Annotated in this window: 22 protein-coding genes; 14 read left to right on the top strand and 8 right to left on the bottom strand. The window is 35.5% G+C overall.

The window, feature by feature from the left end:
• Positions 1 to 28 precede the first annotated feature (28 nt).
• Positions 29 to 1,060, top strand: coding sequence for a tetratricopeptide repeat protein (locus tag OO7_RS07750; protein WP_008915401.1), 1,032 nt, complete (start codon positions 29 to 31; stop codon positions 1,058 to 1,060).
• A 146-nt stretch (positions 1,061 to 1,206) separates the two neighbouring features.
• On the opposite strand, the gene dpiA is transcribed toward OO7_RS07750, so the two are convergent.
• Together dpiA and dpiB are read right to left on the bottom strand one after the other, a co-directional pair.
• A complete protein-coding gene (gene dpiA / locus OO7_RS07745) occupies positions 1,207 to 1,893 on the bottom strand; it encodes a two-component response regulator DpiA (RefSeq protein WP_008915400.1) in 687 nt (228 codons plus the stop codon).
• Positions 1,886 to 3,523, bottom strand: coding sequence for a sensor histidine kinase DpiB (gene dpiB, locus OO7_RS07740; protein ID WP_008915399.1), 1,638 nt, complete (start codon positions 3,521 to 3,523; stop codon positions 1,886 to 1,888). Before dpiB ends, dpiA begins: the two co-directional genes overlap by 8 nt.
• A 357-nt stretch (positions 3,524 to 3,880) precedes the next feature.
• Here dpiB and citC point away from each other — a divergent pair, with 357 nt between their 5' ends.
• From citC to OO7_RS07700, 8 genes are all read left to right on the top strand, one after another.
• Positions 3,881 to 4,957: a [citrate (pro-3S)-lyase] ligase gene (citC, locus tag OO7_RS07735; RefSeq protein ID WP_008915398.1), complete on the top strand. Its 1,077-nt coding sequence runs from the start codon at positions 3,881 to 3,883 to the stop codon at positions 4,955 to 4,957.
• Positions 4,954 to 5,250, top strand: coding sequence for a citrate lyase acyl carrier protein (gene citD, locus OO7_RS07730; RefSeq protein WP_008915397.1), 297 nt, complete (start codon positions 4,954 to 4,956; stop codon positions 5,248 to 5,250). Before citC ends, citD begins: the two co-directional genes overlap by 4 nt.
• The gene (gene citE, locus OO7_RS07725) at positions 5,250 to 6,146 is read left to right on the top strand and encodes a citrate (pro-3S)-lyase subunit beta (RefSeq protein ID WP_008915396.1); all 897 of its coding nucleotides are present in this window, start codon (positions 5,250 to 5,252) and stop codon (positions 6,144 to 6,146) included. The genes citD and citE overlap by 1 nt, the downstream gene beginning before the upstream one ends.
• A gap of 10 nt (positions 6,147 to 6,156) precedes the next feature.
• On the top strand, positions 6,157 to 7,683 hold the full coding sequence (gene citF / locus OO7_RS07720) for a citrate lyase subunit alpha (protein ID WP_043892674.1): 1,527 nt from the start codon (positions 6,157 to 6,159) through the stop codon (positions 7,681 to 7,683).
• Positions 7,684 to 7,687: 4 nt separating this feature from the next.
• The gene (citX, locus tag OO7_RS07715; protein ID WP_008915394.1) at positions 7,688 to 8,233 is read left to right on the top strand and encodes a citrate lyase holo-[acyl-carrier protein] synthase; all 546 of its coding nucleotides are present in this window, start codon (positions 7,688 to 7,690) and stop codon (positions 8,231 to 8,233) included.
• A complete protein-coding gene (citG, locus tag OO7_RS07710; protein WP_008915393.1) occupies positions 8,214 to 9,104 on the top strand; it encodes a triphosphoribosyl-dephospho-CoA synthase CitG in 891 nt (296 codons plus the stop codon). The genes citX and citG overlap by 20 nt, the downstream gene beginning before the upstream one ends.
• Positions 9,105 to 9,282: 178 nt before the next feature.
• Positions 9,283 to 10,719: an anion permease gene (locus tag OO7_RS07705; RefSeq protein ID WP_008915392.1), complete on the top strand. Its 1,437-nt coding sequence runs from the start codon at positions 9,283 to 9,285 to the stop codon at positions 10,717 to 10,719.
• A 132-nt stretch (positions 10,720 to 10,851) separates the two neighbouring features.
• Entirely contained in the window at positions 10,852 to 11,907 is a 1,056-nt protein-coding gene (locus OO7_RS07700) for a 4-oxalomesaconate tautomerase (RefSeq protein WP_008915391.1), read from the top strand.
• 44 nt (positions 11,908 to 11,951) lie between these two features.
• Here OO7_RS07700 and OO7_RS07695 read toward each other — a convergent pair whose 3' ends face one another.
• Positions 11,952 to 12,218 (bottom strand): ATP-binding protein, encoded by a 267-nt coding sequence (locus OO7_RS07695; protein WP_008915390.1) that lies wholly within the window; start codon positions 12,216 to 12,218, stop codon positions 11,952 to 11,954.
• Positions 12,219 to 12,296: 78 nt separating this feature from the next.
• Complete coding sequence (locus OO7_RS07690; protein ID WP_008915389.1) at positions 12,297 to 13,613, bottom strand: CitMHS family transporter; 1,317 nt, start codon at positions 13,611 to 13,613, stop codon at positions 12,297 to 12,299.
• A gap of 758 nt (positions 13,614 to 14,371) precedes the next feature.
• Between OO7_RS07690 and OO7_RS07685 the strand changes: the two genes are divergently transcribed.
• Complete coding sequence (locus OO7_RS07685) at positions 14,372 to 15,463, top strand: NADH:flavin oxidoreductase/NADH oxidase (RefSeq protein WP_043892673.1); 1,092 nt, start codon at positions 14,372 to 14,374, stop codon at positions 15,461 to 15,463.
• Between the two features lie 79 nt (positions 15,464 to 15,542).
• Here OO7_RS07685 and OO7_RS07680 read toward each other — a convergent pair whose 3' ends face one another.
• Positions 15,543 to 15,863 (bottom strand): hypothetical protein, encoded by a 321-nt coding sequence (locus tag OO7_RS07680; protein ID WP_008915387.1) that lies wholly within the window; start codon positions 15,861 to 15,863, stop codon positions 15,543 to 15,545.
• A 302-nt stretch (positions 15,864 to 16,165) separates the two neighbouring features.
• The gene (locus OO7_RS07675; RefSeq protein WP_008915386.1) at positions 16,166 to 17,638 is read right to left on the bottom strand and encodes a DASS family sodium-coupled anion symporter; all 1,473 of its coding nucleotides are present in this window, start codon (positions 17,636 to 17,638) and stop codon (positions 16,166 to 16,168) included.
• Between the two features lie 696 nt (positions 17,639 to 18,334).
• Here OO7_RS07675 and cutA point away from each other — a divergent pair.
• Positions 18,335 to 18,682 (top strand): divalent-cation tolerance protein CutA, encoded by a 348-nt coding sequence (cutA, locus tag OO7_RS07670; RefSeq protein WP_008915385.1) that lies wholly within the window; start codon positions 18,335 to 18,337, stop codon positions 18,680 to 18,682.
• Positions 18,683 to 19,168: 486 nt separating this feature from the next.
• Here cutA and OO7_RS07665 read toward each other — a convergent pair whose 3' ends face one another.
• The gene (locus tag OO7_RS07665) at positions 19,169 to 19,894 is read right to left on the bottom strand and encodes an RNA polymerase sigma factor FliA (protein ID WP_008915384.1); all 726 of its coding nucleotides are present in this window, start codon (positions 19,892 to 19,894) and stop codon (positions 19,169 to 19,171) included.
• A 252-nt stretch (positions 19,895 to 20,146) separates the two neighbouring features.
• Positions 20,147 to 20,995, bottom strand: a complete 849-nt coding sequence (locus OO7_RS07660; RefSeq protein ID WP_169337394.1) for a flagellin N-terminal helical domain-containing protein — start codon at positions 20,993 to 20,995, stop codon at positions 20,147 to 20,149.
• Between the two features lie 285 nt (positions 20,996 to 21,280).
• On the opposite strand from OO7_RS07660, the gene fliD reads away from it, so the two are divergent.
• From fliD to fliT, 3 genes are read left to right on the top strand one after another with little or no spacing between them, the layout of a single operon-like run.
• A complete protein-coding gene (fliD, locus tag OO7_RS07655; protein WP_008915382.1) occupies positions 21,281 to 22,720 on the top strand; it encodes a flagellar filament capping protein FliD in 1,440 nt (479 codons plus the stop codon).
• Positions 22,713 to 23,111 carry a flagellar export chaperone FliS gene (gene fliS, locus OO7_RS07650; protein ID WP_008915381.1) on the top strand — a complete coding sequence of 133 codons (399 nt, stop codon included), beginning with the start codon at positions 22,713 to 22,715 and terminating at the stop codon, positions 23,109 to 23,111. The genes fliD and fliS overlap by 8 nt, the downstream gene beginning before the upstream one ends.
• Entirely contained in the window at positions 23,101 to 23,406 is a 306-nt protein-coding gene (fliT, locus tag OO7_RS07645) for a flagellar protein FliT (protein WP_008915380.1), read from the top strand. The genes fliS and fliT overlap by 11 nt, the downstream gene beginning before the upstream one ends.
• Positions 23,407 to 23,533: the final 127 nt, after the last annotated feature.

Genomic DNA, 23,533 nt, shown 5'->3' with positions numbered 1-23,533 from the left:
ATAAAACGCGATCACAAAAGGAATGCGAGTGAAAAAGTATCTCTTGTTATTATTTATCGTGATTAATGCGATTGGGCATATTTCTTACGCTGAAACGGCATTAACAGAGCAAGATAAACAAAAATGGATCACACAAGCAGAATCGGGGCAGACAGAAGCTCAGTTTAATCTCGCAATGCTATATCAGTCTGAAAATAAGATGACTGAGGCGGTTAAGTGGTATCAGCAAGCGGCTGAAAAGGGATTTACTAAAGCACAAATTAATCTTGCACTTTTATACCAGCAAGGTCATGGTGTGAAAAAAGATAATGCACAAATGTTGTACTGGATGAAACAAGCCGCAGATGCAGGTGACCCACTCGGTCAAATGAATATGGCTGAATATACTTTGTCAGGAATTAATAATCTTTTAACCAAAAATGAGCAACAAGCTCAAGATTGGTTAGAAAAAGCTGCCGCACAACATTTTCAGCCCGCAGAGCTAATGCTTGCTTATTGGTATGAAAAAGGGATTACAACTAAAAAAGATCAACAAAAAGCGCAAAAAATTTATTTATCATTAGCTGAAAACAACAATCCACAAGCCCTTTATTTATTGGGATATCAAGCCGCCACAGGCATGTATGATGAGGTTAATTATCAGCAAGCTTACCAATATTTTTCTCGTTCAGCCCAATTAGGATTCTCGCCGGCTCAAAATAGTTTGGGTATGTTATATCTGCATGGACAAGGTGGCAAAAAAGATGTTCAAACCGCAATAAAATGGCTCACACTTTCTGCCGAACAAGGTGAAATATCTGCACAATTTAATCTTGCACTGATATATGCCCGAGGTGACGGAATACCTGCTGATCAAGCGACAGCTTGCCGTTGGTTTATCAGTGCCGCACAACACGGTAGCCCTGATGCACAATATGCAAGTGGAGCTTGTTATCAATACGGCATGGGTGTAACACAAAGTGATAAACAAGCATTGAAATGGTATAAATTAGCTGCTACACAAGGCCATGAGCGAGCTAAAAAGAAAGTGCAGATCCTAGAGAATAATACAAAGCAATAATTAACACACTGAATAACGTAGGCTTAATTAAATTACAATAGTCATATTAAGCCAATTATTACAATGGGCCATTTACGATTTATGGTTGCTTTTCATTTATCACGTAAAATAAAAAGCATTTCATGAAAGTAAATAGCCCTTCATAGTTACGTTTTTTTAACCGCACGATATATTCTTTGTGGGCGCCCTACTTTGCCGTAAGCAATTTCAGCTTCAATTCGATGCTGTGCTAAACAATATTCAAGATAACGGCGAGCTGTCGTGCGGCTCAGTTTGATTGTCTCAGCAATGGTTTCAGCTGTATATTCTGCATTGGGTTGTGCAAATAACGAAAGCACCTTTTCAAGCGTTAAGGTATCAATACCCGTGGGGAGTTCTTCTTTTACTTCACCACGCGCATAAGTGTTAAACATATCATCAATTTGACTTTGACTTGTGCTTTCATTCGCCTGTAACACCGTTTTACGTTGAATATAGCGGTCTAATGTTTGCCCTAAACGTTCATAAGCAATGGGTTTAACAAGATAATCAAAAACACCTAAACGGATCGCTTCTGAGACTGTTTCCATATCGCTAGCCGCTGTTGTAAAGACAATATCTGCGGTATTTTTTTCTGAAATCAGCTCATGAACTAAATCAATACCTTTACCATCAGGTAAATAGTTATCAAGCAGAATTAAATCTGGCTTCATATATTCAATCATTTTGCGGGCTTGAGCAAGATCGCCTGCAACCCAGACTTTATCGCAAGCAGGATAAGATTTAATATACTCCCCATGCATTTCTGCTAAGAGTAATTCATCTTCCACAATGAGGATTTTTATCTTAATCATTTTGTATCATCACTTTTGGAATAAAAATAGAAAATAGAGTACCGTGTGGTTGATTATCTTCAATAATAATCACGCCATTACACCGCTTCACATATGAGGCTACAAGATATAACCCAATGCCATGCGCATCAGACTGATCTTTTTTTGTTGTCACGCCCCTTTCCTGCCATTTGTTTTTCATCTCATCAGAAAAACCACATCCCTGGTCAGCGACTTCAATAACAAACTCATCACTTTCATCAGAAAGATAAAGCTCAATTAAACCATCACCTTCACTCTTTTGTAAGCTTGCTTCAAAAGCATTATCAAGAAGATTGCCTAAAATTGCACAAAACTCAGTGCTGCTCAATTGTGGTGGTAGTTGTTTTAATTGACTACCTTCAGTGAATTTTAGTCGTAACCCAAGTTCACGCGCTCTATGGTATTTGCCAAACAGTAAACCCGCTACTTGTTTATCTGTAAATTGCTGCCGTAGCGCATCAATTAATTGTTGTTGTGACTCAGATTCTCCTTTAATCATCGCCAAAGCTTGGTCGTATTCTTTCATTTGGAGAAGTCCACTTAATGTAGACATCCAATTAAGATGTTCATGACGCAAAGTTCGTAAATTTTCGACGTATTGACGAACTTGTGTCAATTGAGAATTCAGTGATTCAATATCATTTTGGCTACGAAAGCTAATAACAGCACCCAACAAATATTTGTCGTCAAACAATGCAACTCGGTTAGCAATGACATTTAGCCCATTGAAAGAGCAAATGACATCATGTTGGGTAATTGCTAGATCATCAGTGAAAAAGTGATTTGGCGAAATTAAATCAACGACTGATTGACCAATTAATTGGTTTGAACGTTCAGCCAATGCAAGCATTTTACGGGCATTATGGTTAATGCTTATAATTTTTCCATTACAATCCACGGCTATTATACCTTCAAAAACGGCTTCAAAAATCCCCTTTTGAACGATGACCATTTGCGTAATTTGTTCGGGTTCCATGCCTAACATTTGGCGTTGAATGAGCCGCGAAAATGCCCATGATAACAATAATAAAATAACTAAAACACCAAAGAAAGTCGCCCCTGTTTGCGCAAATAGCTCACTGCGCGACATTTCAATTTTATTAGTAAGGTAACCAATAGAGACGACACCAATTATTTTGCCTGTTTCATCAAAAATAGGCGTTTTTGCACGCATCGCATTACCAATAGAACCCTCACCGCCAATAAAATAGCTTTCACCGCGTTCTAATGCTCCCGGTTTATTCCATTGCATCATCATCCCAACCTTTTCTTCATTAGGATGATATAAGCGCATGGAATTTTCATCCCCGATCACCACATAATCATAATTGGAATCTTGGTTCAGTTTATCCGCAATACCTTTTAGTTTTTGAATATCTTTATTTTTGACTGATTGAACAACACCATCCATTGATGCAATCAATTTAGCTTGGCTCATCGCAAGAGATCGAATGTTTGCCATCAAGCGATTTTCAGCCGTGTCAGTAAAATATTTTCCTAAACTTAAGGTCAAAACAACGGATACGAGTAATAAAAGAAGGAAGACTCGTACCGAGAAAGAGATGGGATAACCTTTTCTTAGAGGAAATTGCTGGAACTCTTTTTTCATCTTATATCCTGTTACCCCATGAAAAGTAAAAAATTTGTTAACCAAATTATCCTGATATTATCCACATTTTACGCATTAAGTCTGCTAATAAGATACATATTAATAATTAAACACATTAAAACCAAAAGATAAAATACATATATCACAATTAAAAACTTTAAAACCATTAAACAAATACAAACTCATAATAGAAACATGAAACAGGTCAAATATAATAATTAAATAATCTTTAATATAAGTATTGAAAAGGAGAATTAAATAAAATACTAATTTGTTATTTAATAAGAATTTTATTTAATTAACTTTAACATTAGTAACAACTTAAAAACATCTCTATATGAGATGCAGGATACTAATATGTTCGAAAACATAACGTTTAATCATGTAAAACGTCATGAGAACAGAAAACTCGCTGAAATATCTCAGTTTTTAAAAGAGAACAACCTCGATATTGATTCTAGTATTGACGTTTTTATTACTATTACACGTAATGATAAATTAATTGCATGTGGTGGCCTAGCAAAAAACGTTATTAAATGTGTGGCAATTAGCGACGATGTAAGAGGTGAAGGTCTTGCATTAAAATTAGCAACTGAGTTAGTTAATTTAGCTTATGAAAATAATACGACACATTTATTTATTTATACTAAAACTCAAAATGAAAGTTTATTTGAGCAATGTGGTTTCCATACATTAGCAACCGTTCCTAATATTATGGTGTTAATGGAAAATAGCTGCTGTTATTTAAAGCGCTATATTAAAAGTTTAAAAGCAACACGTAAAGATGGCAAAAAAATTGGTTCTATTGTCATGAATGCTAACCCATTCACACTTGGCCATCGCTATTTAATCGAGCAAGCCGCAAAAGCCTGCGACTGGTTGCATTTGTTTGTTGTCAAAGAAGATACTTCTCGTTTTCCATATAGTGTCCGCCTTGAATTAATTGAAGCTGGCACTAAGGGAATCGAAAATTTAACGATTCATAAAGGCTCTGAATATATTATCTCCAGAGCAACATTCCCTTGTTATTTCATCAAAGATAAAGCAGTTGTTGATAATTGTTATACCGAAATTGATATTAAAATCTTTCGTCAATATATCGCTCCGGCACTTGGAATTACCCATCGTTTCGTCGGAACTGAGCCATTTTGCAAAGTCACTAACCAATATAACCAAGACATGCGCTTTTGGCTCGAAACAGATCAACTGAGTTATCCGCCTATCGAATTAGTTGAATTACCACGAATGGTCCACGACGGCGTAGCGGTTTCCGCTTCTCAAGTTCGTCGGCTACTCGCTAAAAAAGATCTCGCGGCAATCAAACCGATTGTACCCGAAGCAACTTTCCACTATTTAGAAAATATGCTTGCTTCCCGTTCTTCATCGGCTTCTCACCGCCCTGAAAATTCTGAATTAGTTACAGGTGAACTATGAAAATACTCCATGCAGCAGTGGCAGGCACACTTGAATCAAGTGATGTCATGGTTCGAATAGAACCATTAGAAGATTCTCAAGAAGTCTCAATACAAATATCAAGTAGTGTTGAAAAACAATTTGGTGACGCAATAGAGCAAGTTGTACTCGAACTGGTTAAGCAGTATCAAATAGAAGGTGCTGAAATCATTGTTGATGATAAAGGCGCACTAGAATGTGTACTCAGAGCGCGTCTTGAAGCCTTGCTTGCGCGTGCTTGTGATATTACAGCACTGCCATGGGAGGAAAAATAATGACACCGGAAAGAAAAAAACGCACTCGTCGCAGTATGTTATTCGTACCAGGTTCAAATGCAGCGATGCTAAGTAACTCCTTTATTTATAAAGCAGATGCTTTGATGTTTGACTTAGAAGATTCCGTCACATTAAGAGAAAAAGATACAGCACGTAGACTGGTCTATCACGCATTGCAACATCCTTTATATAAAGATATTGAAACCGTTGTACGCGTTAATGCATTAGATTCTGAATTTGGTATTGCCGATTTAGAAGCAGTTGTACGCGGTGGTGCAGATATTGTCCGCTTACCTAAAACAGATACTGCACAAGATGTTATTGATATTGAAAATGAAATTTTACGCATTGAGAAAAGTTGTGGCAGAGAAGAAGGTAGTACTGGATTACTCGCAGCAATTGAATCTCCAATGGGTATCACACAAGCGGTGAATATAGCGCATTCATCCCCAAGATTAATAGGCATCGCATTAGGTGCCGAGGACTATGTCCGCAATTTGCGCACCGAGCGGTCTCCAGAAGGCATTGAACTCCTCTATGCTCGCTGCGCCATTTTACAAGCTGCACGCTCTGCCGGGATCCAAGCGTTTGATACCGTCTATTCTGACGCAAATAATGAAGAAGGCTTTTTAAAAGAAGCTGCTCATATTAAACAACTTGGTTTTGATGGCAAATCTTTGATTAACCCTCGTCAAATTGAGCTGCTACACAATTTATACGCACCAACTCAAAAAGAAGTTGACCATGCACAACGCGTTGTTGATGCCGCGAATGCAGCAGAACAAGAAGGTCGTGGCGTCGTTTCCTTAAATGGGAAAATGGTTGATGGCCCAGTGATTGATAGAGCACGCTTAGTTTTATCTCGCGCTGCATTATCTGGAATTCGGGAAGAGTGAGGCATTGAAGATGACAAATATGACACAGCGCCAGGCTCGCGTATCAGCCTATATAGATCCTGTAAAAGATGAGTCCGCTCGTCCATTTAAAGATATTGGTAAAATACAGCAACAAGTACAAAAACCAAGAAATCGTAAACTTTGTGACGATTTACAAACTGCTATTCGCCGCTCAGGCTTGAAAGACGGTATGACCATTTCATTTCATCACGCATTTCGTGGTGGTGACTTAACCGTCAATATGGTTATGCAAGTAATAGCTGATATGGGTATCCGTAATTTAACCTTAGCATCTAGCTCATTAAGTGGTTGCCACTCTCCTTTAGTTGAGCATATCCGCCATGGTGTCGTTCGTAAAATTTATACTTCAGGTATCCGGGGAGCGCTTGCTGAAGCAATTTCTCGTGGTGAATTAGAAGAACCTGTACAAATTCACTCTCATGGTGGACGCGTTAATTTAATTCACAGCGGTGAAATTAAAATTGATGTTGCTTTTATTGGGGTTCCAGCTTGCGATGAATTTGGTAATGCAAATGGCTATACGGGTGAAGCGAGTTGCGGTTCTTTAGGTTATGCAAAAATTGATGCTGAAACGGCAAATAAAGTTGTTATGTTGACGGAAGAGCTACTCACTTATCCGCATAATCCTGCAAGCATCAAACAAGATGAAGTCGATTATATTGTTAAAGTTAAACGTGTTGGTGATGCAGATAAAATCGGGGCTGATGCAACCCGTATGACGTCAAACCCACGCGAATTATTGATCGCGAGAACTGCTGCTGATGTTATTGAAAAATCAGGCTATTTCAAAGAAGGTTTCTCTTTACAAACTGGGACTGGTGGCGCATCTTTAGCCGTCACCCGTTTCCTTGAAGATAAAATGCGTCGTCACGACATTACCGCTGATTTCGCACTTGGCGGCATCACATCCACGATTGTCGATTTACATGAAAAAGGCTTTATCCGCAAACTTCTTGATGTACAAAGTTTTGATAGAGCTGCGGCTATGTCATTAGCCCGTAACCCAAATCACATTGAAATCAGTGCCAATCAATATGCATGCTATGACTCTAAAGGTGCATCTGTTGATATGTTAGATGTCGTGGTGTTGAGTGCTCTTGAAATTGATAAAAACTTTAATGTCAATGTGTTAACAGGTTCAGATGGTGTTATTCGCGGCGCTTCTGGTGGTCATAGTGATACCGCAGTTGCCTCTAAATTGTCTATCATCGTAGCACCATTAGTTCGCGGCCGTATTCCAACACTGGTTGACGAAGTCATTACCTGTGTCACTCCGGGTTCGAGTGTCGATATTTTAGTCACTGATCATGGTATTGCAGTTAACCCTGCACGCCCTGAACTGAAACAACAATTGGAAAGTCAAGGAATTAAGGTTGTATCCATTGACTGGTTGCGTGAACGAGCTGAATTGCTCACAGGTAAACCAAATCCAATTGAGTTTACAGATAAAGTTGTCGCTGTGGTGCGTTATCGCGATGGCTCAGTGATTGATGTCGTGCATCAAATCAAGGAGTAACACCATGTTTTACCCACTGCCTGATACCGTAGAACAAACTGAAATATCTTTACCTGAATTGCTAGAAAGCCGCGACAATCGCCAAGCTCGCCAGCAAGAATGGATTGGTCTCCATCAGGTAACCCTCATTTCATTTACTGTCGTGTATCCAGGACCTGTCAAAGACAGCTCTCTTGTTAGACAAGTATTTAATCAGGGTTTAAATGCGCTTAATCAGATTGCACAAAATAGGCAGTGGGTACTTTTAGCACAACAATCTTTCGCTTTAGCGACAGGACCAGAATGTTTGGTTGCTGTTGATGCGGATGCTATTGAGGTCAAAAAGGCACTTATTGAATCTGAAGAATTATATTCAGTAGGTCGTTTGTGGGATTTTGATGTTTTTGATGCCAATGGACAACAATATTCACGTTCTGATCTCAACCTTCCCCCTAGGCGCTGTTTAGTTTGTGAGAAAGAAGCCAAGATTTGTGCTCGTCATCGCACACATCAATTAAACGACATTATTAACCAAATCGAGGTATTAGCAAATGCGTCCGATCATGGTTGAAAATAACGAGTTACTCTCACAAGAAAAAGTTGATTATTTTAGTCAACTTGGTTGGCAAGCTATGCTTGCTGAAGTGAATTTATCACCAAAACCTGGATTAGTTGATAAATTTAATACGGGTGCACATAAAGACATGGCACTCACTGATTTTCATTTAAGTGCGAATGCGATTGCCAAACATTTTCCGGATTTTTTATTTGCAGGTGCAAAATATAAGCATCTTCCTTTACCACAAGTATTAACCAAAATACGAATAATTGGTATTGCTTGTGAAAAATCCATGTTTCATGCGACATCTGGTGTCAATACACATAAAGGAACCATATTTTCATTAGGTTTGATGCTAACTGTTATTGGTCGTAAATTAGCATTAAATTTACCGCTAATTGCAGAGTCCATTTGCCAAGATGTAGCGCAAATGTGCCAAGGAATTACCGCTGAATTAAAACAAAATACAATCAGACCCACTGCCGGACAACGACTTTATCAAGCATATGGATTAACGGGTGCTCGCGGGGAAGCTGAATGTGGATATAAATTAGTTACCGAATTATCTCTTCCTTATTATTTAAAACAGCTAATTAATGGAACTGATCCTGAAATAGCATTAATTAATACTTTAATACTATTAATGGAGAATAATAATGATACCAATATTGCCAATAGAGGCGGTATTGATGGGTTAATTTGGGTAAAAGAAAAAGCGAAATTAATATTAACTCAGCAATCACTAAATAAATCAGATTATTTAACAATAATAAAAAACTTCGATGATGAATGTATTATAAAAAACCTTAGTCCAGGAGGCAGTGCAGACTTATTAATTCTGACATGGTTTTTAGCTCGTCTACCACATTCAAACAAAATATAGCGATTAACAACATTAGGAATAATAAACTAACCAGAAAATAAAAAATAACTAGCACACTCACAGCTAACAATTGTTTTATAGGGTTTATAACTATCTTGAAATTAACGAATTAATAATATTAAAGTTCGTTCACTTTAATATTGACTAAATTTAGTATTAATATTAAGGAAATTGGCCTATGCAAAAAGATAAAATATGGAAGCTATTGCTATTAATAGCTATACCCATAATTATATCTCTAATCCCAACTCCCGAAGGGCTACCGCATATTGCTTGGTTGTTATTTGGTCTTTACTTAGCTGCTATTGTTGGGCTGGTATTAAAACCTTATTCCGAACCTGTAATATTGTTAGCCACAATTGCTGCAAGTGCAGTCATTATCGGGGTAACAGGAGCGGAAGATGTCGTTAAATCAGGTGAAGTTCTCAAAGGTTATGCTTCAGGGACAACGTGGTTAGTTTTCGCCGCATTTACCCTAAGTGCCGCTTTTGTTATCACAGGATTAGGAAAACGACTCTCATATATATTAATTGGTAAACTTGGAGGAACAACACTCGGGCTTGGTTATGTAACCGCCATTCTTGATTTAGTTATTGCGCCAGCAACACCATCTAATACAGCTCGTGCAGGTGGTATTGTTTTCCCCATCATCAACAGTGTCGCAGTCGCTCTGGGCTCTGATCCTGAAAAAAGCCCTCGTAAAGCGGGTCACTATTTGTTAATGAACGTTTATATGGTGACAAAAACCACCAGCTATATGTTCTTAACAGCAATGGCACCTAACGCGTTAGCATTAGCGATGATGGCGGATATCATGGGTATCCACTTAAGTTGGGGCGGATGGGCATTAGCCGCATCAGTACCTGGCCTCATCATGTTAGTCTTAACACCACTGATTATTTACAAAGTCTATCCGCCAGAACTGAAGAAGGTAAATAACAAAGAGATCGCTGCCAAAGGTTTAGAAGCACTTGGACCTATGACAATAAGAGAAAAATTACTCAGTATGATCTTCGTGTTAGCCTTAATTGGATGGATATTTGCTGAAAAAATTGGGGTTTCAGCATCTACTGTGGCAATTGCTGTCATGGCGCTGACATTAATCCTTGGTGTAGTAACTTGGGATGACGTGTTAAAGAATAAAGGCGGCTGGAATACCTTGATTTGGTATGGTGGTATCATCGGGATGTCTGGTGTGCTAACCAAAGCAGGATTCTTCAAATGGTTGGCAGATGTGATGGGACAAAACCTCGCATTCGGTGACCATACCATGCTGGCATTCTTTGTTATCATGTTTATCAGTGTGGCTATCCGTTACCTATTCGCATCAGGCGGTGCATATGTTGCGGCAATGGTTCCAGTATTCGCTACCGTAGGTATGGTTGCGGGTGCACCTCCAATGTTACTTGCTCTGGGATTATTATTCTCTAACGCCTATGGCGGTAGCTTGACCCATTACGGAGGCGCGGCTGCTCCAATCGTCTTCGGTGCAGGTTACAACGACATACGTTCATGGTGGATAATTGGTGGTATCGTGGCATTCCTAAGCTTGCTGGTTCATATGACCATTGGTTTAGGTTGGTGGGAAATCTTAATTAACGCCGGACTGATTTAATCAATATCGAAAAAGGAGCTAAAACATTATTTAGCTCCTTTTTTCCTCTTTTTCCACCGGTTAGGCATCTCTATTTTGTCATTCTTAATAGCAAAATTACTGCACTAACATTTTTCTAAGATTGGGTTTCACATGAAAAAAATACCTTGTATGTTGATGCGTGGTGGTACATCGAAAGGTGTATTTCTATTAGCAGATGATTTGCCTGAAAACATTCAAGAGCGTGATAAGCTTATTTTAGCTATTATGGGATCAGGCCATCCGCTACAGATTGATGGTATTGGTGGCGGCAATCCGCAAACAAGTAAAGTTGCAATTATTAGCCGTTCTAGCAATCCTAATGCTGATATTGATTACTTATTTGCTCAAGTTTCAGTGCAGGAGTCAATTGTTGATACAGCCCCAAATTGCGGTAATATTTTATGTGCCGTCGGCCCTTATGCCATAGAAAAAGGCTTAGTATCAGTTTCTGGAAATACCACAACGGTACGAATTCACAATATCAATACGGATACATTCATTAATTCCACAGTTCAAACACCAAATGGGCAAGTTAGCTATGAAGGTGAGACTTCAATCGCTAGTGTTCCCGGAAGTGCCTCGCCTATCGCCCTCACCTTTTTAAATGCTTGTGGATCTAAAACAGGCAAGTTATTACCGACTGGCAATCTTATCGACATTATTGATGACGTTGAGGTCAGCTGTATTGATATGGCCGTACCTATTGTATTAATCGATGCACCTCAATTGAATAAAACAGGTTATGAGACAGCACTTGAGTTGGAAAACGATGCAGAATTCATGCAAAGAATAGAGAATATTCGTTGCCAAGCAGGAAGTTTGATGGGATTAGGTGATGTCAGTAAAAAAGTCATACCTAAACCTATTTTAGTTTCACCCGCTATAAATGGTGGAACAATCAATGTTCGTTATTTTATGCCACATAAATGTCATGGTGCGCTCGCAGTGACCGGCGCAATTGCAATTGCGATGGGAACAATACTTGATGGCAGCATAATTCAGCGTTATTTAACACATCCTGTAGATATTGAGAATATTTCCATAGAACATCTCAGTGGGCATTTTGATGTCGCTTTTCGTCTACAAGGAGATTTCCCTGAGGGTTTACAAGCTTCTATTATTAGAACAGCACGAAAATTATTTTCAGGTGATGTTTATGTACCTTAAATACCCATAAACCCACCAATGATAATTAACAAAAGTGCATACTATTATTCTAAAGCTTGAAATTCACCATTGATGAAGTACGAAACTTGATGTGCTTCATCAATGGTTGGAAACTCCAACTTTCTTAACATTCGAGCCATCGCATCATCAGGAACTCGATATTTTCGTTGCTTATTCTGCTGTATCCACTGTTTATAAGGTACTTCCAAATAAATAAGATGAATTTTTGCCTGATAACGAGCAAATAGATTAATAATGCACCCTCTTAAGGAAGCATCAATGACGTCGTATTCCGCAAAAATAAAGTTCAAATCACAGCCAACAAAACAATTAAGTTTAACTGTAATCTGAACTAAATTAACCCTGATTTTTACGAAGACCGAATTCTCTTAATAAAGGCCTAGCATTGCTCCAACGCCAAGTGTGAAGAAACTAAATAACCAAATCCAGCCAAATGAATAGCGTAAATGACGTCCCATATCGATTCCAGCCAATCCCATCGCGAGCCATGCTGCGGGTGAAAATGGACTAACAAACGTTCCTGCGTTATTACCAATTGCCATTGCATAAACAACTGCTGAAGGATCAACACCTGCGGTTTCTGCAATTTGTTGAATGATTGGTAATAGTGCAAAATAATAGGCATCAGTACTGGTGAATATATCCATTGGTACACCAAGTATTCCGACAAAAATATGAATTTTTGAGATCCACTCTTTTGGTAATATTGCTGTTAAATCCTCAGCTATCGATTTCAACATCCCACCATCAGATAAAATGCCTAAAAAAGCCCCCGCTGCAAAAATAATCGCCACCATACCTAATGCCTGCGGTGCATGGGCAGATAAAACTTTCATTTGATCTCTTGGATTTGGATAATTAATCAATAATGCCAATGACAGTGCAATCATAAATACATAAGGTGCGGACAATAATCCAAAGGCTAAACAGGCAATTGCAATAATAATCAAGCCACCATTAATCCAAGGTTTTTGCGGTTTATGACCAGGTTCATTGAGATCGGCCATTTGCTCATTTTCAGGTAACAATGAGTCCATTTGATATGGCGTTGTTCCATGCAGAGCAGCTTTCGCAATTCGGCGTTTTTCACGCATTCCCATAATAACAGCGAACCCCGCAGCACCTATCATGCCAATAATTTGTACAGGAATGAGCCCTTGCCACAATGTTGCGGCATCAATCCCCGTTACAGCAGATGCCCGACCTAATGGCCCCCCCCAAGGAACCATATTCATTATTCCCATACTGGTACACATCAGCAATAACATTAAATAAGGACTCATTCCAAGTTGGCGATAAAGTGGTAAAAGTGCAGGAATAATAATTAAAAAAGTGGCGGCACCAGAACCATCCAGATGAACAACACCTGCAATTAATGTTGTCATCACACAGACGATGATGATATTACCACGTGTCATTTTGACCATTAAACGAATTAATGGATCAAAAATATGCAGTTCTTTCATCAAACTAAAGAACAAAATAGCAAACAAAAACATTGTTGCTACTTTAGAGACTTTATTAATGCCACTTTCAAAAAACACTGATATTTCAGATATTGAATATCCAGCAATTAACGCACCAATAAAGGGAATACAAGACATAGCAATGATGGGACTGGCTTTTCCCATCATTAGCAACGTTACTATTGAAATAATAATCAAGATACCAATAATTGTTAGCACATTGAGTTCCTTATTAGAATTATATTTTTAATATGATGACCACAAATTAACGACATCTATTAATATTTATTAAAGTAATTTTTAATTATTGAAAAATATTAACTGTGATGATTCCTGTAATATCAACCCACACATCAATTCATTTACATAACCTTAACAACGCTTATATAAATTCAGATTGAATTTCGCAAGTTATAATTTGTTTTTTTGTCGAGTCAATATCAATTTCCAATTAATTAAAATCCTCAATTAAAATAAAAATTCAGTATAAGATCCTATTAACACCATAAAATCCATTAAGTTAATTTAATATTTAATATATCTATTTTTTATGTAGTTAATTAATTAGCTTGCACCATGCGCTTATTAGCGAATAGATATTCTTGAATAATTTTATTAATTAAATTATTTTTTAATAAAAATAGCCAGAAATGCACCATCATAAACAGAAAATTATACTTTTTTATATTACTTTCAATTTTTCACTTATTTTCACCATTATTTTATGTCAATGCCGCCTAAAATTATTCATCAATAGATTACGTCATCATCATTTTTTAACATTTATAGATAAAAAAGATTAATAGCCTGATTGCTATAATAATAACTTGAACTAATTATGTTCATTTTAATTAATATTTTCTCTATTTCATCAAGAAGACATTCGCACTAAAAATTATCACAACAAAAGGTATAACATAACCTGCAATTCCTTGTATCATGCCATTATTGAATACACCAACAAAGGATTAAGACAGATGAGTTTTCTTTTTTCCCCCAAAGAGATAGGACAAATTTCACTGGAGAATCGGGTTGTTATTCCTCCTATGTGTCAATATTCAGCAATAGATGGCATGCCAACGGCTTGGCATAACGCGCATTATATGAATCTGGCACTTTCAGGCGCATCCCTTGTTATTGTTGAAGCAACTTCCGTTGTCCCAGAAGGTAGGATCACTTACAAAGACCTTGGTTTATGGGATGATAATCAAGCAAATTTAATGAAAGAGATGCTTGCTAATATCCGTCAATTTGCCAATGCGCGCTTTGGTATTCAGTTAGCTCACGCTGGACGAAAAGCCTCTACGGATCTTCCTTGGCTTGGTGGTGCAAGTCTATCAGCACAGGATGAACATGGTTGGCAGACCGTTTCCGCTTCATCTTTACCTTTTGAAGGATCTTATCTACCACGCGCATTAAGCAAGGAAGAAATCCAACATATCATCCAACAATTTGTGGAATCCGCTAAACGTGCTGAATATGCGGGGTTTGATATGATTGAGATACATGCAGCTCATGGCTATTTATTGCATCAATTCCTATCGCCATTATCCAATAACCGCCAAGATGAATATGGTGGAAGTTTTGAAAACCGCTCACGTCTTTTAATCGAGATCTTTCATGAAGTCAAAAAAGCGATATCTGAAAATATTGCTATTGGTGTGCGGATCTCAGCGACAGATTGGATTGAAGGTGGTTGGAATCTAGAAGAATCAATTCAATTAGCAAAATATCTCGAAACATTACAATGTGATTATATCAATGTTTCTTCCGGTGGGTTATCAGGAAAACAACAGATCCCTGTTTCTCCTAATTACCAAGTTCCTTTGGCTGAAGCCATCCATAAGCAAACCAATATGCCTGTTATTGCTGTAGGATTAATTACGGAGCCAATTCAAGCAGAAGCAATTATTGCTACTGGACAAGCTGATTTTATTGCAGTTGGTCGAGGAATACTCTTTGATCCACGTTGGCCATGGCATGCTGCTGCACAATTAAACCATACCATTCAGGTTGCACCGCAATATTTACGCTGTGCACCACACCAATTTAAAAATTTATTTAAATAAATAAAAAACTGCACCTTAAAATAACACGTTATACGTTTTTAAGGTGCAGCATTAATTTTTAATTCAAGGACATTGAAAATTAGCGATCAGTTTTAGCACATTGACTAACAAAATCCATCATTGTTTTTTGTGCTTCAATGTCTATATTACCTGATTTAGCTAATTCGCTGTCAATACGCTTAAATTCTTTAACACCATATTTTTCGATTGCTTTATCATAAGCACAGCTACATAAAGCATTAACTGCATCGGCAGTTTCACCCGCAGGTTGACCTGATGCTGCTACACAGTTATTAACAAAAGATGTTTTATATTCTGCAATTTCGGATTTTTCATCTGAGCATGCTGACAGTAGAGCGATAACACTTGCCATACCTACTACTAATGCGATTTTTTTCATTTTTAACCCATTATAAATTCTATTTGCATTCTTATTAATCTAAATAAAACTCTCTTTTTTAGATTAACGCCCTCAAACTCTAATATATTAATAATCATAACGGCTTTAAGCGTAAAAATCTCTATTGCAAAGACCATTTTTAGCAATTGCCTTATTTAATCAATCCTAATTGGATTAGTTCATTATAATAAAATTGATTATAAATATACTGTTATTCTAATTTAGCACTTTATTATCTTAATCAAATTGTTTAAGGATAAAAAATGAACCTTCAATATCAACTTGAAGGTCCTATTATTTGATCACCAGTAACCAAGGAATTTCCACCAAAGGCTACCAAGACCAATCCAAACGATGAGGTTGACAACGCTCATTACAAACCCTGTTTTCCACCATTCGCCTAATGTAGCATATCCCGAACCGAAGATAATTGGGGCTGTACCTGTACCGTAATGGGTCAATGACATCATTAAAGATGAGGAGAATGCTAAAGTAAGACCAAGTAACATTGGAGGTGCACCTAAAGCAAGCCCGGCGGCAAAGAATGCACCGAACATTGCGGTAATATGTGCCGTTGTACTTGCAAAGAAATAGTGCGAATAAACATAAATCAGAACAAGTATTAATGCTCCCCAAGCCCAGCTGATCCCCATATTATCAATAGCGGAACCAACCGACAGAGACATCCAAGTGATCAAACCTAATTTACCCAAGAAGCTTGCCATCATCACCAACGCGGAGAACCAAACTACAGTATCCCATGCACCTTTATTCTTTAAGACATCATCCCAGCTAACCACACCAGTTGATAATAAAATACCAAGCCCAATAAAAGCAGCCGTTGTGGCGTTAATAGCATAATTAGGACCAAACAACATAGCAGGGACACCTGCCCACATCATGAGGAGCAATAAGAATACACAAAGCGTAATGATTTCAGGTAATGAAATTGATCCTAATTGTTGTAAACGTTCTTTAGCAAAATTAGGTGCATCAGGTGTCGAAGTTATTTCTGGTTTATAAAGAAAATAGATCACAAGTGGCATTAAAATCAAAGAAACTATTGCTGGAGCAAAAGCAGCAATTGCCCACATTGACCAACTTAATTCATGCATTCCCCCTGCTTCACTCACAATTAAACTCACAATTAATGGGTTTGGTGCAGTTGCTGTAATAAACATTGCAGAGGTTATCGGGTTAATATTATAGTTAACTAAGGCAAGATAACGCCCTATTTTACCCGAGGTTCCATCTTCCGCTTTTGAACCAAAACTATCTGCTATTGAACGCATGATTGGGTGAATAATACCACCACCACGAGCTGTATTACTTGGCGTTACCGGTGCAAGTATTGTTTCAGCAATAGCGAGTGAATAAGCTATCCCTAATGTTTTTTTACCAAAGAGAGAAATGACATAATAACCAATACGAGCACCAAGTCCCGTTTTATTCAAGCTCATTGAAACCATAATAGAAATACCAATTAACCAAATAAGGTCATTGGAAAATCCGCTTAATGCATCTGCTATTGCTCCTTTAGTTGAATTAGGATTTGTTACACCAGTCACAGCAACTAATGCAATCGCAATAATAGAAACGCCACCAATAGGCAAAGCTTTCCCAATAATTGCAGCAATTGTTCCTACAAATAATGCAAGCAAATGCCAAGCATCTGGATTAACACCTTCAGGTACAGGAATGGCAAACCAAATGAGTAGAGTAATTGCAACAGCTATTAATGTGGGTATCGGCTTTAGCGGTGTCAGTTTATTCATATCAGGCATCCATACACGTTTTTAATTAGAAATGAAAAGGTTGAGTGATATATTTTATCTTTACAAACATGTTACCGTCATATAAACAATAAACCTTGTTCGTTATCAATAAACTTCATAATATTACCCATAGAAAATAATCTTGATTTAATTATAGAAATTAATTAACATTTTAGATATATCAGACCATTATATTTAACAAAAAAAATAATTACGCTATTTTAGAACGATAACGAGATTAGCAATACACTTAAAATGTTAAGTCAAAATTAGTAAATTAAAATATTCCTTTTTAATGTTCTAAACAAATAGATAGAGAGCCTTTAATATACAAAAAAACAGTACTTTTTTATATTTTTATTGATAAAAATGTAGACTGAATCGAATAATAGAAAAAAACAATAGTTATTATAGCAAATAGTATTAATATCTTAATTTAATACTTGATTTAAATAAATTTTCTAAATAATAAACTTTTATAATGGAACATCTACCACGCCAGTAATATTCTTTACACTTCCATAGTTAATAGTACTGCAATACAATTAATATCTAGAGAAAGTCTTTATGTCATTATGAAACTATTCGTCACTGCACTACAATCATTTATTGATTATGGTTGACATTTTTTATGCCACCTTAATCTATCCTTATTGAAAGAAACACATTAAAAATGCAATTTCCAAGGAGATTCAAATGATAAATAATGAAGTAAATTATGATAAAAAACAACAACCTTGTATTATATTATGCACAACAAATAGTCAGAGTAATGCCATTAAAATTACTCAACAATTACTGGATAAACACCTTGCAGCCTGTGTTTCATTACTACCTGAACTGACCTCTTTATATCGATGGAAAAATGAAATTGTTCAAGATAAAGAGATCTTACTGTTAATTAAATCTATTAATAAAAATCAACCTGCCATTTTTGATACTATAAAAGAAATCCATCCATATGAAACCCCTGAATTGATTAAACTCGATATCAATCAAGTTGATGATGGTTACCTTGCGTGGATAATCAAATCGGTAATATGACAATAAAGGTCATATCCAATATGAAATTCTCACTATCTTTTTTAGCCCACATTAATTGATAAATTAAGCGGTATCGGTTACATGATTCATTGATATTTTTAATAATCACTGAATGTTGCCAATAAATTTTTTAGCAACTAAATACAACTTAAAATTATGTGGGTATAAAATTAAAATTACATCTAGTTACAATAACTTTCCGTTCGTAAATAAATAATATAATTTAAATTATATTACGTTAATTACTAACACAAATAATTTAGGTTTAAATTATACAGATAGTGACGATGATCTCATTATTTTATATACAGCCGTTTTTATAACCATTTAAAGCAACTGGTCTACTTTGGTTAACTAGAAATAAATGGTATACAGGTATTCTCGTTTTAATTTATTTACCCTCTTTCTTAGAGGGTTTTTTTTATCCCACTAAAAATGCTCATACTTAAAATAAAATTCAACAAATTTCTCTAAGAAAGTAAAATTTTATTTATGTTCTACTTTTAAACGCCCTCTAAGTCTCTTCACTGCTTGGCTATGTAATTGGCTCACCCTTGATTCTCCAACATCTAATACTGCACCAATTTCCTTGAGATTTAGATCTTCTTGGTAATAAAGTATCAAAACTAATTTTTCACGTTCAGGTAGTTGCTCTATCGCTATCATGACTTGCTCATGCAACTTTGAGTTTATTAATAGATTTAATGGATTTCCGCCATCATTTTCATCAACTAAAGGTTCACAGCTTTCTCCATTAAGTTCATACAGTTCATCATAAGAATATAACTGACTATTATTGGTATCTAATAATGCTTGCCGATATGTCAGCATATCCATTTTTAAAGCTTGAGCAATTTCAGTTTCAGTTGCGCTACGACTTAATGATTGTTCTAGTTTATAAATAACTTCAGATATATCTCGCGCTTGGCGGCGGACACTACGAGGAGCCCAATCTCTACTTCTTAATTCATCTAGCATAGCTCCACGAATTCGTTGTATTGCATAAGTAGCAAGTGATGCTCCTTGTGTTGCATCAAAACGCTCTAACGCATGTAATAACCCAATACTACCCGCTTGAATCAGATCATCAATATCCACGCTTGCGGGAAGTCTGACTTGTAATTTTAATGCCTCATGTCGAATTAAAGGATAATAACGTTCCCATAAGCTATTTTTATTAATTACACCTTCAGCCGTATAAAAATCACTCACAACCTGAATCACCTTTAGAAACTAATATAGAAGTATCTATTATCATCTTTAATTTATTATTTAATTCGGTGAGTAGTGGGGTAAATAATAGCTATTTATATTAAGTAAAATATGATGTAATTAAAGATAGATATATAATTCACAGATATTAATTAAAATAAAAAATCTGATCCCGCTAAATACCGAGATCAGACTCTTTGACTGATAAACAACAAGATACAATTAAAATATTATTAAATTTAAATTAGTATATTAACGTAGCAAGCTTAGAATACTTTGTGTAACTTGATTTGCTTGTGCTAAAACAGCTGTACCCGCTTGTTGTAAAATTTGGTTACTATTCATATTAGAAACTTCTGTTGCAAAATCAGCATCTTCAATACGACTACGTGCTGCACTTAGATTATTAATGCTACTATCTAAATTATTAATCGTTGATTGTAAGCGATTTTGTACAGCACCTAATGAAGAGCGCATTTCATCAACTTGACTAATTGCTTTATCAATCGTTTCTAGTTGAGTATCTGTATTTTGAGTATTCGTAGCATTTTGAGCATTTGTTGTAGAACTGACTACATTAATGTTTTTAATATCTAATTCGTCACTATTAACTTTTGGTAGGTTAAAATGGATAGTCTCTTTATCATTCGAGCCAACTTGAATAGATATATTTGGCTTATCGCCATTTAAAACATTAACTCCATTAAATTGAGTCTGTTCTGAGATACGATCAATTTCTTCCGAGCGCAAAACGATTTCTTTTTGAATTGACTGTAAGTCAGATTCAGAGTTTGTACCATTTTTAGCCTGAACCACTAATTCTCGAATACGTTGTAAGTGAGAGTTGATTTCATTCAGCCCTCCTTCGGTAGTTTGTGCCATTGAAATAGCATCGCTAGCATTACGAGAAGCTTGAGTTAATCCTCTAATGGTAGAAGTAAAACGATTTGCAATTGCTTGACCTGCGGCATCATCCTTGGCACTGTTGATTCTATACCCTGAGGATAAACGTTCAATCGATTTACCTAATGCCGCTTGTGAACGACTCAAATGATTTTGAGTTTTTGATGATAATGTATTGGTTATAATAGACTGTGTAATTTCTGGCATAATAAATCTCCTGATTATTCTATTAAATTAAAGTTAATCCATCAATTAAACAAATTAATTCGTTGCTAGCAATGACATTATCGGCTCGATAAAAATAGCCTTTAGTTGTTTTATCAAAAAATTGTTCTTATGTAGAAGACATTATTATTTAATAAATGAATAAAAATCCCAATAGAAAATTATATTCCTATACTCATATTCTTTTTTTAATCTAATATTTTCATTCACATTGCCGATAACAAATATAAGATAGATTAAATTTAGTTGGAGAGGTTAATGGCTAACATATCAACGTTAGGTATTGGTGCAAATCTAGATTTGCATAAACAAATGGATCAAATAGAAATGATTGAACGTCGCCGTCTTGAGCCACTTACAGAACAAAAAAAAACCTATAATATACAAATTAGTGCTTTTGTAAAAATACAATCTTCTTTAGAAAAATTAAAACAATCAGCTGAAGATCTTAAAAAATGCAATGAAACAACCACAACAAAAGTGGATAGTGAATATAAAACCTTTAGTGCAAAGACAACAGAAAAAGCAATAACTGGTATTCATGATATTTTTATATCACAATTAGCAAAAGCACAAACTATCTCAACTAAAGGCTACCCCGATAAAACCATACCATTAGGTAATAATAATGCAGAGAGAATAATAACAATCTCACAGCCTGTTGAAAAAGATCCTATTATTATTAAGCTAGGTAATGAGCATACTTCCTTAGTTACGATTGCAGCTGCAATTAATAAAGAAAATAAATCTGTTAATGCAACAATAATTAAAAATAATAATAATGAATATCATCTAGCTCTAACATCCAAGAAAGAAGGGATAGAACATCGAATCAATATAAATGTTGAAGGAGATGAAGTACTGAATAAAGTTCTTAATGTTACATCTGTAATCAATAAAAAAGGTAATGTAGAGCTAATAAATAGAAATAATGATGCTATAGAACAAAAGGTTTCTCCTAAAAATGCTTGTTTAAGCATTGATGGATTTGACTTTGAAACACAATCAAATACGACGAAGGATCTGTTTCCTGGATTAGTATTAACGTTGAAGCAAAAGAGTGAATATGGTAAGCCAGAATCTTTAGTTATTTCTAATGAAACTCACTCTATGAAAGAAAAAATACAGGCTTGGGTAACTTATTATAATGAATTTCAAAATATATCAAAAGATTTATCTAAATATGTTCCTAATGATAAGAATGATGAAAAAAATAAAAATAATGGGCCACTAATAGGTAATTCAACTTTGCGAAACATACAAAATCAACTTCAATCTCAAGTAAGAACTATCCAAAGCAGTGGAAACATAAAATTACTTAACCAGATGGGAATAAGGCAAAATCTTGATGGAACACTCAGCATTAATGAAGAAAAATTAGATAAAATATTAGATGAAAACAATATCAGCGTAAAGAAATTTTTTATAGGAGATAATAAAGAGGTTGGATTTGCTACGAATAACATTCATTTTTTAAATAAAACCCTTGATAACTACGAAGGAACATTACACCTTGCTAAAAGTAATATTCGTAGAAAAAATAAAGATATTGATAAAAGCATTGATAAAGTAAATAGACAAATTGAAAGCACTATGGATGCACATCGACGAAAGTTTCAGAATCTTGATAAAATGATGCATCAAATTAATAGCACAGGAAATTCATTAACTCAACTTCTTAACAAAAGTTATGTATAAACAAAAATCACATCTGACTTATAATAAAATTAATTTAGAAAGCCAAATTAATGATGCAACGCCCTACCAACTCATTAGTTTATTATACAAAGAAGCCCTAAGTGCAATTAAACGTGCTGAAATTTTTATGCAACAAAATAATATTATAGAAAAATGCACGTCCATATCAAAAGCTATTGATATTTTAGATACTGGATTAAAGCAAGCTCTTAACCATGAAGCTGGTGGAGAAATTGCTAATAATTTAGAAATACTTTATGATTATATGATACTACGATTATTCAATGCTAATATTGAAAATAACATTGATTATCTTCAAGAAGTTTATAAATTACTCCTCAATATTTCCAACACATGGAAACAAATAGGAATAAATTTTAATGAGAGATAATCAAGGTTCATTTGATATACGTAAGGTATATTGGGATGTTTTTGTGTTAAGTGAAAACTTAGTTATATTAGCTAAAAATAATAATTGGGCAGAGCTTATTCAAAAAGAAACTGAGTATATTTCAGCAGTTGAAAATCTAGTATTATTATCACAAAAACTGAATAATCATAAGATAATGAAAAATAAACTAATTGATTTATTACATAAAATTATTGAAAATGAAAATATAGTTAAAACACTTTTACATCAAGCACTAACATTTTTAATGCAAGAAAATAAAATTATTAAAAAATAACAAGTTATTTAATAATAGTTATGACCATTTTCATAACCTATGAGGAAATTACCATTACTAATTTGATTATATTATGAAATTTTTAATCTCCTACCTGACACATATGAAGAAAGCTCAAGCTTATCAG

This window comes from Providencia sneebia DSM 19967, from assembly GCF_000314895.2.
Classification (GTDB): domain Bacteria; phylum Pseudomonadota; class Gammaproteobacteria; order Enterobacterales; family Enterobacteriaceae; genus Providencia; species Providencia sneebia.
The sequence above is the reverse complement of the archived record's forward strand: the minus strand, read 5'-3'. Positions and strand labels throughout refer to the sequence as shown.